The organism is Akkermansia muciniphila ATCC BAA-835 (assembly GCF_000020225.1).
Classification (GTDB): Bacteria; Verrucomicrobiota; Verrucomicrobiia; order Verrucomicrobiales; family Akkermansiaceae; genus Akkermansia; species Akkermansia muciniphila.
Genome location: NC_010655.1, coordinates 717,767 through 735,176 on the forward strand (window position 1 = coordinate 717,767; position 17,410 = coordinate 735,176).

15 protein-coding genes are annotated in these 17,410 nt (G+C 57.0%); 7 read left to right on the forward strand and 8 right to left on the reverse strand.

Going from position 1 to position 17,410, the window contains the following annotated elements:
• Position 1: 1 nt before the first annotated feature.
• Complete coding sequence (locus AMUC_RS03325) at positions 2-946, reverse strand: outer membrane protein assembly factor BamD (RefSeq protein ID WP_167525135.1); 945 nt, start codon at positions 944-946, stop codon at positions 2-4.
• 69 nt (positions 947-1,015) lie between these two features.
• Positions 1,016-1,507 carry a phosphoribosyl-AMP cyclohydrolase gene (gene hisI, locus AMUC_RS03330; RefSeq protein WP_012419663.1) on the reverse strand — a complete coding sequence of 164 codons (492 nt, stop codon included), beginning with the start codon at positions 1,505-1,507 and terminating at the stop codon, positions 1,016-1,018.
• Between the two features lie 86 nt (positions 1,508-1,593).
• Here hisI and AMUC_RS11820 point away from each other — a divergent pair, with 86 nt between their 5' ends.
• Complete coding sequence (locus tag AMUC_RS11820; protein WP_012419664.1) at positions 1,594-2,562, forward strand: DNA polymerase III subunit delta'; 969 nt, start codon at positions 1,594-1,596, stop codon at positions 2,560-2,562.
• A 61-nt stretch (positions 2,563-2,623) separates the two neighbouring features.
• On the opposite strand, the gene AMUC_RS03340 is transcribed toward AMUC_RS11820, so the two are convergent.
• A complete protein-coding gene (locus AMUC_RS03340) occupies positions 2,624-3,139 on the reverse strand; it encodes a DNA-deoxyinosine glycosylase (RefSeq protein WP_012419665.1) in 516 nt (171 codons plus the stop codon).
• Between the two features lie 12 nt (positions 3,140-3,151).
• On the reverse strand, positions 3,152-3,958 hold the full coding sequence (locus tag AMUC_RS03345) for a hypothetical protein (protein ID WP_012419666.1): 807 nt from the start codon (positions 3,956-3,958) through the stop codon (positions 3,152-3,154).
• Between the two features lie 254 nt (positions 3,959-4,212).
• Here AMUC_RS03345 and carB point away from each other — a divergent pair, with 254 nt between their 5' ends.
• Positions 4,213-7,407, forward strand: coding sequence for a carbamoyl-phosphate synthase large subunit (gene carB / locus AMUC_RS03350; RefSeq protein WP_012419667.1), 3,195 nt, complete (start codon positions 4,213-4,215; stop codon positions 7,405-7,407).
• A gap of 141 nt (positions 7,408-7,548) precedes the next feature.
• On the opposite strand, the gene AMUC_RS03355 is transcribed toward carB, so the two are convergent.
• Positions 7,549-8,328, reverse strand: coding sequence for a PP2C family protein-serine/threonine phosphatase (locus AMUC_RS03355; RefSeq protein ID WP_012419668.1), 780 nt, complete (start codon positions 8,326-8,328; stop codon positions 7,549-7,551).
• A 333-nt stretch (positions 8,329-8,661) separates the two neighbouring features.
• Between AMUC_RS03355 and AMUC_RS03360 the strand changes: the two genes are divergently transcribed.
• Positions 8,662-9,057: a hypothetical protein gene (locus AMUC_RS03360; RefSeq protein ID WP_143245834.1), complete on the forward strand. Its 396-nt coding sequence runs from the start codon at positions 8,662-8,664 to the stop codon at positions 9,055-9,057.
• A gap of 51 nt (positions 9,058-9,108) precedes the next feature.
• Here AMUC_RS03360 and AMUC_RS03365 read toward each other — a convergent pair whose 3' ends face one another.
• Positions 9,109-9,858 (reverse strand): class I SAM-dependent methyltransferase, encoded by a 750-nt coding sequence (locus AMUC_RS03365; RefSeq protein ID WP_012419670.1) that lies wholly within the window; start codon positions 9,856-9,858, stop codon positions 9,109-9,111.
• Between the two features lie 318 nt (positions 9,859-10,176).
• Between AMUC_RS03365 and AMUC_RS03370 the strand changes: the two genes are divergently transcribed.
• A complete protein-coding gene (locus AMUC_RS03370; protein ID WP_012419672.1) occupies positions 10,177-12,111 on the forward strand; it encodes an NAD(+) synthase in 1,935 nt (644 codons plus the stop codon).
• A 67-nt stretch (positions 12,112-12,178) separates the two neighbouring features.
• Here AMUC_RS03370 and AMUC_RS03375 read toward each other — a convergent pair whose 3' ends face one another.
• Positions 12,179-12,514: a DMT family transporter gene (locus AMUC_RS03375; RefSeq protein ID WP_012419673.1), complete on the reverse strand. Its 336-nt coding sequence runs from the start codon at positions 12,512-12,514 to the stop codon at positions 12,179-12,181.
• 312 nt (positions 12,515-12,826) lie between these two features.
• Here AMUC_RS03375 and AMUC_RS03380 point away from each other — a divergent pair, with 312 nt between their 5' ends.
• From AMUC_RS03380 to AMUC_RS03390, 3 genes are all read left to right on the forward strand, one after another.
• Positions 12,827-13,540 (forward strand): PEP-CTERM sorting domain-containing protein, encoded by a 714-nt coding sequence (locus AMUC_RS03380; RefSeq protein ID WP_012419674.1) that lies wholly within the window; start codon positions 12,827-12,829, stop codon positions 13,538-13,540.
• 18 nt (positions 13,541-13,558) lie between these two features.
• Positions 13,559-14,869 (forward strand): sialidase family protein, encoded by a 1,311-nt coding sequence (locus tag AMUC_RS03385; RefSeq protein WP_012419675.1) that lies wholly within the window; start codon positions 13,559-13,561, stop codon positions 14,867-14,869.
• Positions 14,870-14,968: 99 nt separating this feature from the next.
• Positions 14,969-16,072 carry a substrate-binding domain-containing protein gene (locus AMUC_RS03390; protein ID WP_167525136.1) on the forward strand — a complete coding sequence of 368 codons (1,104 nt, stop codon included), beginning with the start codon at positions 14,969-14,971 and terminating at the stop codon, positions 16,070-16,072.
• Between the two features lie 109 nt (positions 16,073-16,181).
• Here AMUC_RS03390 and AMUC_RS03395 read toward each other — a convergent pair whose 3' ends face one another.
• On the reverse strand, positions 16,182-17,393 hold the full coding sequence (locus AMUC_RS03395; protein ID WP_042447674.1) for a sialidase family protein: 1,212 nt from the start codon (positions 17,391-17,393) through the stop codon (positions 16,182-16,184).
• Positions 17,394-17,410: the final 17 nt, after the last annotated feature.

The window sequence follows — 17,410 nt, forward strand, 5'->3', positions numbered from 1 at the left end:
GTTATCTGCTGGTCACGCGCAGTTCTTTCAGGCGGGCCTTCGCCCTGGCGGCGGCGGCGGGATTGATGCTGCCTTTGGAGGCTACTTCCTGGTAGCAGAAGACGGCGGCATCCGCATCTTTCATCTTGGTCAGGTAGTATTCCGCCACTTCCAGCTGCTGGGCCACCAGCTCACGCTTCATGGCCGCCAGATCGGCACGGGCGGCTCCCGCACGGGCGCTGTTGGGATAACGCTGAAGGTAGTCTTCATACGCTTCCTGAGCGCGGGCCACATTGACGTGGTTGCGGTCTCCGTCCGCAGCAGCCTGGCGATACAGGGTGGCTATCTGGAGCTGGGCCGTGGGGGCCAGCGGAGAGTTGGGGTAATTGTCCACCAGGTTCTGGTATGCCTCTATGGCCTCCTTCATCCGGCCGCGCGCGGCCAGGTAATTGCCCAGCACGTTCATGGCCTGCGGGGCGGTAGGGGCATACGGGGCGTTGTCGCGCACATGCTTCAGCCATTCCGTGACGTTCGTGGGATCCATCCTGACGTCAAACATCCACAGCACGCGGTTGGTCAGCGCGCCGCTCGCAGCGCCGAAGGCCATTTCCTTCTGCCGGGACATGGCCTGCCTGTACAGGGGGCTGTCCGGGTGGCGGTCAATGAGTTTCTGGTACTGGTCAAACGCTTCCGCAGGTTCCTTGCGGGCCTCATAGAGTTCCGCCATTCTGAACCGGGCCAGGGGAGCTTCCCTGGAAAGGGGGTGTTTTTCCACCACGCGCCTGTATTTCTTGATGGCCCCGGAGAGATCATTCTTCGCTTCCTTTGCCCTGGCTTCCTGCATCAGGGCAATCGCCTGCTGATCCACCATGCGGACGGTTCCGGGAGGAGGAGGCGCTTCCGAAGAGCATTGGCACAGGGCCAGCGCCCCGGAAACGGCAGCCATCATGAGAAACAGTTTTTTCACATTCATGATTTTACAGCAGAAAAAGAGGGCGCGTCAATCCGGCGAACGCAGATTGACGCGCAAAAAGAGTTAATGGCCCTTGCCGTACACGGCTTCGGCATCAAAAACGACGCCTCCGTCCGCTTCACGCAGCGTGACGCCCCCCCCCTGGGGCTGGGCTTTCAGTTCATCGCCGAACGGAACGGAACGGTAAAAGCAGGAGTGGTGCCCGGTGTGGCAGGCTCCGGCGCCGCACTGGTCCACCAGCACAATCAGGGCATCCTGGTCACAGTCAACCAGGATTTGCTTTACTTTTTGCACATGGCCGCTGGTAGCGCCCTTATGCCAGATTTCCTGACGGCTGCGGGAATAGTAGACGGCTTCCCCCAGTTCCATGGTCATGCGCAGGGATTCCGCATTCATATAGGCCAGCATCAGCGGTTCATGGGTAATATGATCCATGGCGAGGGCCGGAATCAGGCCGTTCTGGTCAAATTTGGGGGCGAATTCCACGCCTTTTTCCACATTCACCTTGCCGCGGTCGGCAAAGACAATCCGGGATGAGATGTCATTTTGTTCCATAACCGGCCCCCTTAGTACATGAAATATCCGACATATACCAATCTTTTCTGTTGCCCTGACGCAACGAAATGTTTTCATAGGAGCATATGGCATTTACGGCATCCCAAGCGTTCGACCTGCTGCGCACCGCCTTCTCCCGCAACCGGCTTCCCCATGCCCTGCTCATCGTGGGAGACGAGCACCAGGGAGCCTCCCGCCTGATCCTGCAACTGCTGGAGCTGATAAACGGCATCCGGGCAGACCATCTGGACAGTGTAAGGGACGAGTATTGCCGGCTGGTGCGCCCCAAGTCCAAGTCGCGCCGCATCCTGCGGGATGATATCCGCGCCGTGGAACCCTTTTTGCAACAGCGCGCGGCGGAGGGGAAATGGAAGATAGCCGTGTTCATGGATGCGGAGCGGATGAATGACGAGGCCGCCAACGCTTTCCTGAAAACCCTGGAGGAACCGCCCGGCCAGTGTCTGCTCATTTTGTCCACCTCCCAGCCGGACCAGCTTCTCCAGACAATTATTTCCCGCTGCGTGCGCGTCAATCTGCTGCAATCCGGAGAATTCAGGCTCACTCCTATTCAGGAGGCCCTGCTCCCGCACTGGCTGGAGACCTGCCGCAATCTGAATAATGACCTGGCCGCTCTGGCCTTCCGCAGCAGGTTCATGGACGTCATGGCGGAGGCCAAGGCCGCCATCACCAAAAACCTGAACCAGGCTCTGAAAGATGAAGCCAGGGAAGCAGCCCAGGGTACGGACGCCTCCGACTGGGAGGCCCGCAATAAGGACGCGAACGCCGCCCAGATAGAGACGGAATATCTGGAACAGCGCAATCAGGCCCTGGAACTGCTCATCAGCTGGTTTGGCCAGGCAGCCCTGATTGCCTCCGGAGCCCCGGAAGTCGCTCCGATTCATCCGGAGGTGCGCACGCTGGCCGCCCAGATGCCCGTGAACGAATTGCTGAAACGCATGGAGGCCCTCAACAGGCTCCGTGATGATTTGAATTTCAATATTCACGAAGCCCTGGCCCTGGATGTCCACCTGCTGGCGGCCGTCGGGTCCTGCTGACGAACAACCCCGCCTGTTACCGTCGGGCCGCGCACGGCATTGGAAAAGGCGCAGAAGGTCTCTATTTTTCCCTTTCCTTCCGGAGCAGGGGCGCCATGATTTCCTCATAGGCGCGGAATTTCTGCTCATACGTCAGCCGCGCCGCCGCCGGACTGGTGGAAGGCATTTGAATGACGGAAAGCGTTTCCCGAAGGAACAGTTCGGGAAAATACCGTTTAAGGTATTTATGGGAAGCGGTGCCGTTGCAGCAGACCACGCCGATGCCCGGGAAGCGATCCAGCAGGGCCGCAATGTCATTGGGCCGTTCCTGGGAGATGTGCTGGTCCAGGCTGCCGGGCCTGACGCCGGAGGCCACCACGTCCCACAGCCCCACCCCGCCCCGGTTGAGCAGGGACAGGCGTTCCCCATATGGCAGGGAGGGATCGAACCCCAGAAGGGACCCCATGATTTTCCAGAACGCGTTGCGGGGATGGGCATAATACTGGGCCTGACGCAGGGATTCGTCTCCCGGCAGGGAACCGAGCACCAGCACGGAACAGTCCGGGGTGACGGAAGGAGGGAAGGAGCATTTTTTCACGGCGGGAAACGGTCAGGGGTTCTGCATGCCGGAATGCCTGCGCACTTCCTTCATGCCCACTTCCTGCCGAAGCAGGGAGGACAGCCACGAGTGGCTTCCCACGGAGGGGGCCAGGTTGAACCGTTCCGGCCTGGTGATGCGCGTGAAAATGACGCGCCTGATCCGCGATTTGGGCACCGTCCTGGCTCCGTAACCGTCCGGAATGTTGGAGGACCAGAACGTTACCTGATCCCCTCCATCCTTCACCAGGACGGTCAGATGGCCGGATTCCCGGCGCCCGATGCGGTCCGTCCAGAAAATTTTCATGAAGTCGCCGGGGCGGGCCTTCCTCCAGTCCTCAAAGTTGATGCCGGCTCCCAGCCTGTGCACCAGGACGGCCAGGCCGGGGCCATTGGCGTTCGCCCATCCCCACGGCCCTTCCCCGTCATGCTGGCCGAAGCGGGGGATGAGGGCCAGCCACGCGCGTTCGGAAATAACGGGCCGCGGCTGTGCAGAGTCCCATATCTGCAGGGATTTCAAAAGGAGCAGGTAGCAGGCGGAGGAACAGAAGGAGGGCGTGGCGTTACGGAGAAGAAAAACGGGACGGCGCGTGCGGGGGTCCCAGCGGCAGGCTTTCTCCGCAAGGGCCTGCATGGCTTCCCTGCTGGTTTCGTAGCCGCCGCCGTTCCGGAACTGGGAAAGTCCGGTCCGCAGGGCCTGGTACCAAGAAGCCGCCCCCGAAGGCACAACGCTCCCCCGCCCCGTGGAAGAAAGGTCCGCAGCCGATGCTGCGGAGCACAGCAATCCAAGACAGCAAATTAATGTCAGGGCGTTCCTCATCCTTGCTCCGCAGGGTATACGGACGGTGGAAAATATCAAGGGCGGATTGCGTGCGGCACTGTACGAAAAGGAAAGAAGGCCATAGCCTTTTCCCCGGAATTCCTGTTGTTTTGTCTGGACTTATCGCCCGGCGTCCCGTACTGTGCGTCAGGTCACGCGCCGGGTATGCGGAGCGGAGAGGCAACGCACCTTGGGCGGACCTTGTTTCCGGCATTTATTTTTAACCACCACGGACCACATAGAGGCATCATACCATGGCAAAACGCGAAGATATCCGCAAAATCCTCATTATCGGCTCAGGCCCCATCATCATCGGCCAGGCCTGCGAGTTCGACTACTCCGGCACCCAGGCCTGCAAGGCCCTCCGCGCCGAAGGTTACGACGTCGTTCTGGTGAATTCCAACCCCGCCACCATCATGACGGACCCCGGCATGGCGGACCACACCTACATTGAGCCTCTGACCGTGGACCGCATCACGGCCGTGATTGAGAAGGAACGCCCGGATGCCCTGCTGCCCAACCTGGGCGGCCAGACGGCCCTGAACCTGGCTTCCAAGCTGCATGAGGAAGGCATCCTGAAACAGTACGGAGTGGAAGTCATCGGCGTGGATCTGGAAGCCATCGCCCGCGGCGAAGACCGCATCATTTTCAAGGAAACCATGGACAGGATCGGCGTGCCGGTCGCCAAGTCCGAACCCGTCTACTCCGTGGAGGAAGCTGAAAAGGTGGCCTCTGAACTGGGCTATCCCGTCGTGCTGCGCCCCGCCTACACCATGGGCGGCACGGGCGGCGGCATCGTTTACAACGTGGAAGAACTGCGCCAGGTAGTCCCCCGCGGCCTGGCCGCCTCCCTCATCAACCAGGTGCTGGTGGAAGAATGCGTGCTGGGATGGGAGGAACTGGAACTGGAAGTCGTCCGCGACGCCAAGGGACAAAAGATTACCGTTTGCTTTATTGAGAACGTGGATCCCATGGGCGTGCACACCGGAGACAGCTTCTGCGTGGCTCCCATGCTGACCGTTCCGCAGGAAGTGCAGGATAAGCTTCAGGATTATTCCTACCGCATTCTGGACGCCATCGGCGTTACGGGAGGCACAAACGTGCAGTTCGCCCACAACCGGGAGGACAACCGCATCATCGTTATTGAAATCAACCCCCGTACATCCCGTTCCTCCGCCCTGGCTTCCAAGGCCACCGGCTTCCCTATCGCCTCCGTCTCCACCAAGCTGGCCTCCGGCGTCACGATGGACGAACTTCCCTACTGGCGCAAAGGCTCCCTGGAAAAATACGAACCTTACGGCGACTATGTGGTCGTGAAGTTCGCACGCTGGGCCTTTGAAAAATTCCCCAAGGCAGCCGACAAGCTGGGCACCCAGATGAAAGCCGTGGGAGAAGTAATGAGCATCGGGCAGAATTTCAAGGAAGCTTTCCAGAAGGCCGTGCGCTCTCTGGAAATCGGACGCGCCGGCCTGGGCCGCGTGAAAAAGCTGGAAGCCCTCTCCACCCCGGAATTGCGTGAAAAAATCACGTACGGCAACAGCGAACGCTTCTTCCAGATTTACGAACTCCTGCGCCGTGGCGTAGCCGTGGAGGAAATCGTGAAGCTGACCCGCATCACTCCGTATTTCATTGAACAGATGAAGGAACTGGCGGACTTTGACTTTTCCCTGGATGGGCAGGACTGGGATTCCCTTTCCGCGGAAACCCTGCGCCAGGCCAAGGAAATGGGCTTTTCCGACAAATACCTGGCCCAGATTTTCGGGGTACCGGAAAAGGCCGTCCGCGCCCGCCGGCAGAAAGACGGCATCACGGCCACCTTCCGCATCGTGCCCGTCAGCGGCGTGGAACACGCGGAATACTACTACTCCACTTACAGCGGCGCGGCGGACGAAGTTCCCGTGAACGACAAGAAGAAAATCATGATTCTGGGCGGCGGCCCCAACCGCATCGGCCAGGGCATCGAATTCGACTATACCTGCGTGCATGCCGCCTTCACCCTGCGCGACCACGGGTATGAATCCATCATGGTGAACTGCAACCCGGAAACGGTTTCTACGGACTTTGACACGGCCAACAAGCTGTACTTTGAACCCGTGACTGTGGAAGACGTGCTGGCTATTTACGAGAAGGAAAAGCCGGAAGGCGTCATCGTCCAGTTCGGAGGCCAGACCCCGCTTAACATCGCCCAGGCCCTCAAAGACGCCGGCGTGAAAATCATGGGAACCCAGCCGGAAGGCATCCGTCTGGCGGAAGACCGCGAATATTTCCGTGAACGCATGATCGCCCTGAATATCCGCCAGCCGGAAAGCGGCACGGCCCGTTCCCTGGAGGAAGCCGTGGAACTGGGGCGCCGCATCGGCTACCCGGTCATGGTGCGCCCCTCCTTCGTGCTGGGCGGCCGCGGCATGGAAGTCATTTACGATGAAGAAAACCTGAAGCGCTACGGCGTGGAGGCCATCCAGGTCAGCCCGGAATATCCCATGCTGATCGATCGTTTTCTGGACAATGCCATTGAGGCGGAAGTGGATGCTCTGGCCGACGGCACGGACACTTTTGTAGCCACGGTCATGGAACACATTGAGCTGGCCGGCATCCATTCCGGCGACTCCGCCTGCGCCATCCCTCCCGTGACAATCGCTCCCAAGCACATCCGCACCATTGAGGAACATGCCGCCAAAATTGCCCAGGACTTCCAGGTAAAGGGCATTCTGAACGTGCAGTTCGCCATCTGCAACGATGAGGTTTACATCATTGAGGCCAATCCCCGCGCCTCCCGCACGGTGCCGATCGTCTCCAAGGTAACGGGCATCTCCCTGGCGCGCTACGCCACGGAAATCATGCTGGGCAAGAAACTCAAGGAGCTGGGCCTGAAGTCGCGCGCCTGCCGTTTCATCGGCGTGAAGGAAGCTGTCTTCCCCTTCAACATGTTCCCGGAAGTGGACCCCGTACTGGGGCCGGAAATGCGCGCCACGGGTGAAGTCATGGGCATTGCGGACAACTTCGGCATGGCCTACTACAAGGCCCAGGAAGCTGCGGGCTGCATTCTGCCTACCGCCGGCAAGGTGCTCGTCACGGTTTCCGACCGGGATAAGAAGTTCATCGAACCCATCGCCCGGGACCTGATTTCCCTGGGATTTACGATTGTCTCCACCGGCGGCACCGCAGAATACCTGCGCGGCCAGGGCGTGGAAACGGAAGTAGTCAACAAGCTGCATGAAGGCCGCCCGAACCTGGGCGACATGATCACGAACAAGCAGATCGACCTGATTATCAACACTCCGGTGGACCGCACCAGTATGATTGACGACTCCTTCATCCGCATGCAGTCCATCCAGAAGAAAATTCCGTACATGACTACCATCGCAGCCGCCAGAGCCACGGTGGAGGGCATCCGCTCCGCCCAGCACGTGAAGGTATCACCCCGTTCCCTCCAGGAATACCATTCCTGAACGGGAAATACGCCGGCTATTTCAATAAAACCCCGCATGCCTGAAACGCATGCGGGGTTTTATTCATCGTCCGGCAGACGGAGGATGTGAATCTCAAAAATCGCCTGTCCGCAAATTACCTCCTTGCCGCACTAATGCAGATCAAGCCCCTGGTATCTCCACACAAATCAGTGTAGCGTTATCCTGGTTGGGATCGCCGCCGCGGCTGATGCCATCCAACACGGAACGCACCAGTTCCTCCGCGGAAAGCATGGACAAATACCGTATCCGTGCCGGCCCCATGGAATTCAGATAAGATTCTACCCCGTCACTGGCAACCAGAAGACGGTCTCCCGGAACCAGAGGGAAGCATTCCTCCTGCAAATTCACCAAAAAAATTTCCCTCCCCATCAGGGCAGAGGTCAAAAAATGCCGGGAAGGATGGTTCAAAGCCTCATCCCGGCTGATGACTCCTTCATCCGCCATACGGTCCAATTCCTCGGAATACTGATGCAATTCATTAAGCAGAAACATTTTTTCTTTCCTAATAAGAAGCAGGAGGGAATCCCCCACGCTGACCCAGCGCAATCCTTCCCTCCCTATCCAGGCCGCTACCAGCGTCGTTCCCATTTCCTCATCCTTTCCTTCTTTTTTCCGGACAGCGAGCACCTGTTCATTTGCGGCGGCTAATGCAGCCTTCATTTTTTCTCCGGGCGAGACGGATTCCCGCTCAAAAGCCCGGGAAAAACCTTCTACAGCCGCGCGACTGGCCAGTTCTCCGCCAGTGTACCCTCCCATGCCGTCCGCCAGAACCAGTAGCAGGGCATCCTCTTCAGCCAGAATGGAAAAGGTATCCTGCTGATTATCGCGCCCCCCCTGAATCTGGTCTCCATACAATCCGGAAGCCAGAACAGTATCTTGGTAAAAAGACTGCTGCATCATGCTAATAAAACACTATACCACAGCAGGATTGACTAAATAAAGCAAAAATAGCGGGAGGAAAAAGCCATTCCTGAAGTCCTGGGATGTTTTTTCCAAAGGGGCGGACACGGCATAGGCAAAGAAATGCGAAGGGAACGCCCCGGCAGAAAGAACCCATACAAAACCGGAATGATAAGCGGAAAACAGCCATTGAATGCCCCAACCCGCAAGCGCTCCCAGCGCTCTCCGGAGTGTTGCGCCAGGGAACACTTTCCGCCCAGGAAGAAGAAAGGAAAGTTTTTACTGGTGGCAGAAAAAATAATTCTCTACTATATTTTTCTGATTTTTTATTCCATGAGCCTTCATTCCGCCCCCTCCATCGTTTGGGAACTTTCCGGAGAGCCCTGTGAAACGCGGGATCAAGCCCTGTCCGGCATTAAAAATAACACGGAAGCTTTCATTATCTGCAGCCGTGGTGACGAATTCCTCCAGGCCACCTGCAATAGTCCGGAAAATTACCATTGCGAAATTTCGTTTGCCGGCGGAAAGGACAGGGAGCTTTACATGACGCCCAAAGACCTGGACTACTCCCGGCTCCATGACCTTTTTTCACGCTATGCGGCAGGGGAGGATCTTTCCCATCTCAAAAAGGAGTGGACTCTTGATGCCCACAAACCCGGCTATATTACCGCCATCGTTGTCGTTCTGGCAATCATTGCCGTCCTTGCCGTCATCATCTTCAGTTCCTGAACCGAAAAGAGGCCTTTCCTTTTCCGGAGGCCATGCATGAACGCCGCATCCTCAGCACTTCCCCAGATACACCACAGTTTCATTCGGAACCGTAACGCGCCCCTCCGTTTCAAACCGGTCAAACAGCTTTTCCAGGGCGTCCAGCCAGGAGGACCGCTCTTCTCCGCCCTCCGTCAAGGCATAGGAGGTGGACATCATGCGGCGGAGATACTGCTCCCGCGTGTAGGACAAATCATTTGGAAAGCGGAATATCTGGAAACGGTGGTTGAAAAACGCTCCAATGCTGTCCGTCAACTTCGCCAGCCCTCCGCTGAATCCATAAAAACACGGACAGTAAAGACGGTGGATATTTCCTTCTTCCCGGACAACGGGACTGTCTTCCACCCTGGAGTTCCAAATCAGTGCGACCTTGCCTCCTCCGGACAGAATACGGCGGCATTCCCTCTTGAACGCGGCGGCGTCAAACCAGTGGAATGACTGCGCCGCCGTCACCAGATCCACCGAAGATCCGGGAAGCCCGGTCCGCTCCGCCGTTCCCGCCACGGAATGAAAACGGGGAAAAGCGGACAGCCGTTTCTCCGCTTCCTTCCGCATGTCATCATTGGGCTCCACGCCATACACGGTCCAGCCGCGCTCCAGCATGGCGCGGGAAAGAATGCCCGTTCCGGAACCTATATCCGCCAGACGGGGATTCTCCCGGCGGCTCTCCCGCGTCAGAAGCCCAACAACGGAGGAGGGATAATCGGGTCTGCCCTGGGCATAAGCCCGGGCTTTTCCAGTAAATCGGTCAGTATTATTCATTAGTTTTCAGGATATGGTTTACTCCTTTTCTCCCGCTGTTCCAGCCTCAATGCCGTACCCGGCTCAAGAAAAGCCGCCATGCTGCGGGAGCCCGGGAAAAAACGGATTTGCCCGGTGACCGTCATGCAGAAAGGCATGCGGGAAAGATTGCGTTCCTTGCCCATTTCCCGGCAACATGGACGGAGCAGTCCCTACAGATGGCTTTACAAGTCCTTCATGAACTTTTAGTATCCGGCTCAGGCCCGCCTTTCCCGGATTGTGTCCTGACTACGGGAAAAACGAACATCTGCGGGTTCCATTTTTCAGACTGCGCCGCCCATGTTCGGATATTACAGACTTGCCTCCGCCGTCCCCCAGCTCCGCGTGGCTGAAGTGGACTACAATGTCGACCAACTTACGGAGGGATTCCGGAAAGCCGCAGAACAGCAGGCGGCGGCCGTCGTTTTCCCGGAACTGTGCATTACGGGCTATTCCTGCGGAGACCTTTTCTTCCAGCCGAACCTGAGGAAAGCAGCCCTGAACGGCCTGCTCCGCTTTACGGAAGCCACGGAAGGCTCCGGCACGATTGCCGTGGTGGGCCTGCCCTTCCTTCATGAAGACGCTCTGTATAATACGGCGGCGGTAGTGCAGTCCGGCCGCATTCTGGCTCTGGTGCCCAAAACCGTGCTCCCCAACTACCGGGAATTCTACGAAAAGCGGCAATTCACCTCCGGCAGGGAATTGGGTACAGGAGTGAAGGAAGTCACAGTCAATGGGGTGCATATCCCGTTCGGGACGGAAATCGTTTTTCATGAAGAATCGTCTCCCTTCAGTTTTGGCGTGGAAATATGTGAAGACCTGTGGAGCGTCATTCCTCCCAGTTCCAAACTGGCTCTTCTGGGTGCCAGAGCCATTCTCAACCCTTCCGCAGGAACGGAACTCACCGGTAAGGCCGCATACAGGAGGGAACTGGTCAGACAGCAGAGCGGCAGATGCCTCTGCGCCTATGTCCTTTCCTCCGCAGGTGTGCATGAATCCACCACAGACACCGTATTCGGCGGCCATTCCCTCATTGCGGACAACGGCAGGCCAGCAGCGGAGGGGGAACGGTTCTGCAGGGAAAGCACCCTCATCTTTGCGGACGTGGATTTTGAACGGCTGGAGGCGGCGCGCCTCTCTGAAAGCTCCTTCAATGACAGCAAATCCCTTTTCCCTGCCGGGAATGCCCTGCATCTGGCCCTGCCGGAACAGGTTCCCGGAGCGCCCGGCCTGGAATACGCTTTCAACCCGGCACTGCCCTTTCTGCCTTCTCCGTCCCGCCGCCGGGAACGGTGTGAAGAAATCATCTCCATCCAAACGGCAGGTCTGGCCAAAAGAATGGAACATACCCGCGCGCAACGGCTCGTCATCGGCATCTCCGGCGGGCTGGACTCCACGCTGGCTCTGCTCATCTGCTCCCGCGCCTGCCGTGCGCTGAAGCGCCCTGCCTCGGACATTCTGGCCGTGACAATGCCCGGTTTCGGCACCACGGACAGAACCCATGACAATGCCGTAACCATGTGCCGCCTTCTGGGCGTGGAACTTCGTGAAATCCCCATCTCGGAATGCTGCCTCCGGCACTTCGCCGACATCGGGCACGATCCTGCCGAACGAACCACCACTTATGAAAACGTCCAGGCCCGCGAACGCACGCAAATTCTGATGGATTTGGCCAATAAAACCGGGGGGCTGGTCGTGGGAACAGGGGACTTGTCGGAAATTGCCCTGGGATGGAGCACCTACAATGGGGACCACATGTCCATGTACGCGGTCAACTGCTCCATTCCGAAAACGCTGATACGCTGCCTCATTGAACACATCGCGGAAGAATCATCCCCGGAACTGGCAGCCACCCTCGCGGACATCAACAACACTCCCGTCAGCCCGGAACTCCTGCCGCCGTCGGACGACGGCACCATTGAGCAGAAAACGGAAGATGTGCTTGGGCCTTACGACCTGCACGACTTTTTCCTCTTCCACTTCATTAAATACGGTGCGGAACCGGATAAAATCCTGCACCTGGCGGAACATGCCTTCCGCGGCGAATTTCAGCCGGACTTCATCCGCCGCTGCCTCGGCATCTTCATCCGCCGTTTCTTCCGTCAGCAATTCAAGCGCAGCTGCATGCCGGACGGCCCCAAGGTGGGCACCATTTCCCTTTCCCCGCGCGGGGACTGGCGCATGCCTTCCGACGCCTGCGGAACCGTGTGGGAAAAAGCCATCCCCCACTACTGAGACCTCCTATCCGGAAAGTTGCGGAGACGGCTTTTCCCGGAACCCGGCAAGGATGCCGAAGACCGCATCAATGCCCGGGGGCCAACTTCAGCCCGATAATGCCTATCAGCAGGAAGGATGCCGCCAGCATGCGCCAGATATTGGAAGAATCCCCGAACCACAGAATACCAACCAGGAACGTGCCCAACGCGCCAATGCCGGTCCATACCGCATAAGCGGTGCCGATGGGGATGTTCCGCTGGGCAAGCCACAAAAGAAAACCGCTCAGAACCATGCTGAAAACGGAGCAGGCGATACAGGCGGCGAATTTGCCGGGCCCAGTGCCGGGCGTTTGAGAAAGTTTGAAACCCAGAGGCCATCCGATCTCGCAGAGACCGGCCAACACCAGATAAATCCAGGACATATATCGAAACGGGGAATCACCTTCCGCTCACCGGCCTTCCCAAACGGAAAAAGCTCCAAGGGCAACGGATGCCCTGCAGAATATCTGCCCGGCGTTTCCGATCAAGGCAATAATTTTTTATGAACCCGTATAAAATGGGATACACACTGTTTCACCGGCTTCGGAAAAATGGTTCTTTCAAACATGAAATCTACAAAAACATATTTACCATAAGTCACATACCTGTTCTTTTTAATTAAAAAACGGTCTTATTTCAAGCCTTCTCGAATATCCTTGAGCCGGAAGCCTCCGCCCTGTGATATTGGTTCCGTTATGGCTATTCATTATTCACTTACCGCCATCATTCTGACCGGAAGCATGGCTTCCACGGGAATCGCGGCTACTACATGGACAAGCGCCACCCCCGATCTCTCCCCCACATCCCAGTACCTGTGCACCGGATGGTCTTTCTGCCTGGGAGAAGCAGGGTCAAGGCTTATCACGACCAGCACGCCGCATTCCCAGCCAATGGATGCAGAAGTACGTCTAACGTCCATTGATTTCAATTTGAGAGAGGCCAGAAAGAACGGAACAGGCCTGCTCATCGTGCAACATTCAGGCGGTATCCAAACCATTATCGGCAAATCGGACAATACCATTTCTACTGGAAACTATGTTTCCGGAACATGGACTTTTACCAACGGGCCAATTTTAAACACAGGCACTACTTATTACGCCATGTTTACTGAAACGGATCTGTCCGCCATCAGCATAGGAGACTGCTGGGACAACGATTTCTTCTCCATCAACGGTTCCCGGCGTATCGACAATTCCATGGATAACGCAGCCGGAACGGGGCCGTCTGTCAACCAGCTCGCTTTAGTCGGCTCCAATTGGCAAAAGGACTTTATTGCCCGTAACGATAACATGGTTCCCACAGGTCTTCAAATCCATACACAGGCCGTACCGGAACCGGCAAGCGCATTGCTGCTTACGTTTGGCATGGCGCTTCTGCCCTTCAGACGCCGCAAATCTCCCACACTTTAATTACAACATCCATTTCCCATGAATCTGCACCTATCATCCCTGGCAGCGTTGCTCCTGGCATCATACCTTCCGGCGCAGGCCACCGTACCGGCCCATTCCCCTTCCACAGCGTTCATCCGGAGCGGCCTCCCGATCGTTGATCTGGATCAATGGACAGAAGCCCAGGTAGTAGTCGACAAGGAAAAAGGAAAATACCTGGGACATCCAACGACGCTATTGCTGAAAGACGGAAAAACCATTCTGTGCGTTTATCCTAAAGGGCACGGCTCCGGGGAAATCATCCTGAAGAAATCCACGGACGGAGGCAAAACATGGAGCGAAAGGCTGCCGGTTCCAGAATCATGGAAAACCAGCAGGGAAGTACCCACACTATATGAAACGGAAGACTCCCGGGGCAAGCGCCGCATTCTGCTTTTCAGCGGCATTCAGGGGGGAAACAGAAACACAGCCCCCAGAAACCGGATGGCGGTCAGTGAAGACAACGGAACAACATGGTCCGAGCTGACCCCCATTCCCAACCAGGTCGGAGGCATTGTTGTCATGAGTGACCTGATTCCTCTAAAAACGGGAAAAGGGCATTATATGGCCTCCTACCATGCCAATGCCCGGGGCAAAGACGGACATGGAGAGTTTCACACCATTGAACAATATGTCACCTTTACGGAAGACGGTGGGCTGACCTGGACCTCCCCCCAGGTCATTTTCCCAGGGACAAGGGACATGCACCTGTGTGAGGGAGGTTTTGTCCGCAGCCCGGACGGAAAAACAATCGCGCTGCTGTTACGGGAAAACAGCAGGCACCATAACTCCCAGATCATGTTTTCCGAAGATGAAGGTAAAACATGGACTCCCCCCAAAGAACTGCCGGCAGCCCTGTGCGGAGACCGCCACCAGATTCTTCCCCTGCCTGACGGAAGGCTTCTGGTTCAATTCAGGGATGCTCCCCCGACCAGGAAGAAAGGGCAGGCCGCCAGCCCGACGGAAGGAGACTGGGTAGCATGGATAGGCCGGTGGGAAGACCTGAAAAACGGCACGGAAGGCTCATATAAAATCCGTTTTAAGGACAACCGCAACGGTTGGGACTGCGCCTACCCGGCCGCCGAACTATTGCCGGACCATACCCTGGTATGCACTACCTACGGACACTTTGACAAAGGGGAATTGCCATACATCCTCTCCGTCAGATTTAAAATCAGCGATACGGACAAGATGGTCAAACAATATGCGGGGAACAATCACCCCAAGATCAAAAATGACACAGGAGCGGGAGAAACCGTTTTTGACCCCAATGAGCCGGACTCCGTTAATCGCCTTCTGAAACGTCCCTGAACATCATATTCCTCCATGCTCCCGAAAAACGCGGAACGGAAAAAACACAACCGGCAAGACCGCTTGCCATCAGAAGTAACCAGAAAGTATGATTCCCCCATGGATACACAGCCTGGGGAAACGGCCCAGTCAAGAACCGTTGCCAAATTAAAGCACCGCCTCCGGTCCGGGCAATTCATAAACGCCATGCCCGGAGAACGGGAACTAAGCAAAGCGCTCGCCGCCGGCAGGGGAACCATCCGGAAAGCCCTCGCGCAGCTGCAGGAAGAGGGCTTCATAGCGGCTCCGGATAAAAACAGGGCCAGGAAAATCATCAGGACTTCTACAAGCCCTGTGCAGCCTCTGCCCCTGCTGGAAAAACGCGTTTGCTTCCTCTCCTCCGTTCCTATCCGGGACATCCCCCAAAGCATTTGGGTGGAACTTTACCAACTGGAAAAAGCGTTGCGAATCGAAGGTATGGCGCTTCAGCTGGTTGAAGCCACATGGGCAGAAAAAAACAATCCGGACATGCGGCTGGAAAAACTGGAAACAGAACATCCCGGCTCCTGCTGGATACTCTACCGTACCACGGAAGAAGTACAACTGTGGTTTAAGCGGAAAAGCATCCCCTGCCTGGTCCGGGGAGTTTCCTACCCTTCCTCCAATCTGCCGTATCTGGATACGCATTGGGAAGTGCTGGCCGGTCACGCGGCCGGCTACCTGTACCAGAAAGGACACCGTCGGATCGCGCTCTGCATACCGGATTCCAAGCTGAGAGGCAACAGGCTCATGGAACAGGGGTTCCTCTCCTTCCAGGGGGAACATTATACCCCCTATGTCATCCGCATGCCGTCGGATGCCATTAAGGCAGCCCAGGAACTCAACCGAATTGACCTGGCGGATACGGGTATCACCGCCTTAATTTCTACCCGGAGCAGAATGCTGATATCCATCATCTCCTGGGCGGCCACCATGGCTAAAAGCATCCCGGAGGAAATAAGCCTGCTCAGCCTGGTTCATGAACCTTACCTGAACCATGTCACTCCCCCCATTACCTCCTACCGCTCCCCTGCAGAAAAAACGACGCGCAGGCTTATCCGGATGATTGAAGCCCTGCTGGAACATCGCCGTATCTCCAATAGCCTCATCCTCCCGGAGTTATGCCCCGGCCAATCCATCAGTACGTTGAATTCCCCCCCTCCTGCCTTTGAATCCATCAAGTAATAAGGCCTGATCTGCCTTCTTCCATAACGCTCCGCTACGGAGGAAAGCATTCAATCTCCCCCTCCCGGAGACACCTCCGGAAGGGAAAAACGTATTAGCCGGCTTTCCTCTACTTGAGAACAGGAGCTTTTTTGCCGGGAGCCAGCCCTGTGTCTTCTCCGTCCGTCAGCCATTCCATGGTAATGGGAACAAACTTCAGCTTTTTAATATGCTCCTGGTTCTCCTCATAAAGCACCCCAACGATGCCGGGTTCCACCATGGCAAGGCTGGAATAGGCAAAACCGCCCTCGCCCAGCAATTTCTTCACCGGCCAGGTCTTGCCGTTGTCATAGCTCATGGCCACCTGTCCCTTAATGCGCCGGCCCGCACTGGGCCCGGAAAACAGAATGCGGCTTTTGCCGCCATAGGCAGGCTGGTCGCTCAGGGAATACGTCATCAGGGAATTCTGGGTACTGTCGCAAAACAGCTCCGGAGCGTCCTCCACCTGTCCCCAGGTCTCCCCGCCATCCTGGGACCACGCAATACGGCGGCAATTGCCTGCGCCCCAATGGCGCGCAACCATCACAACGCCGCCGTTATCCGTTTCCGCAATGGACGTCTCGTTCACCATGCCCTTCATATTGGCAGTCGGCTGGCCCAGCTTCCAGCTCTTGCCGCCGTCATCGCTGTAAATGCAGGAAATCACCCATTTGCCGAACGGCCCTTCATTCATCGGAATCACCAGGCGGCCCTTGTGGGCGCCGCTCTTCAGCTGGGTTCCCGCATTCGGGCCGGACGCCATAATATCCACTCCGGAAGGACGCTTGGTCGTCTTCGTGATCTCCTGCGGCTTCGTCCAGGAAGAACCTCCGTTCCTGCTCTGAATCATGAAATTGCGGATGCACTTTTCATCATCCCATCCGTCCGGGATATTGGGCTGCCGCTCCTTGACCCCGGCAGGGTAACGCTGGAATACGACAGTCACGGTCCTGGTTTTGGCATCATAAACGGGGCACGGATTATTGAACGTGGCGCCATGGGCCTTGGCTATCGCCCGGGGACGGGACCAGGTCTTCCCGCCATTCTTGCTGACGCTCATGATAATATCGTTCTCCCCCTGGTCGGTATTTTTGTACCGTCCTTCGGCGAATGCCAGAAGCTGGCCCTTGCCGATACTGAGCAGGGCGGGAATACGGATGGACGCATAGGGATTACCCTCCCCGGCGCTGAATACGGTCACAGCCCTGTCCGTAGGGAAACCGGTTTTCTCTTCCTGCCCGAACGCCGGCAATGCCACGGCGCATACGGCACTCATCAAACACTTGAATACGGAATTCATCATCCTCTTCACCTTATTCC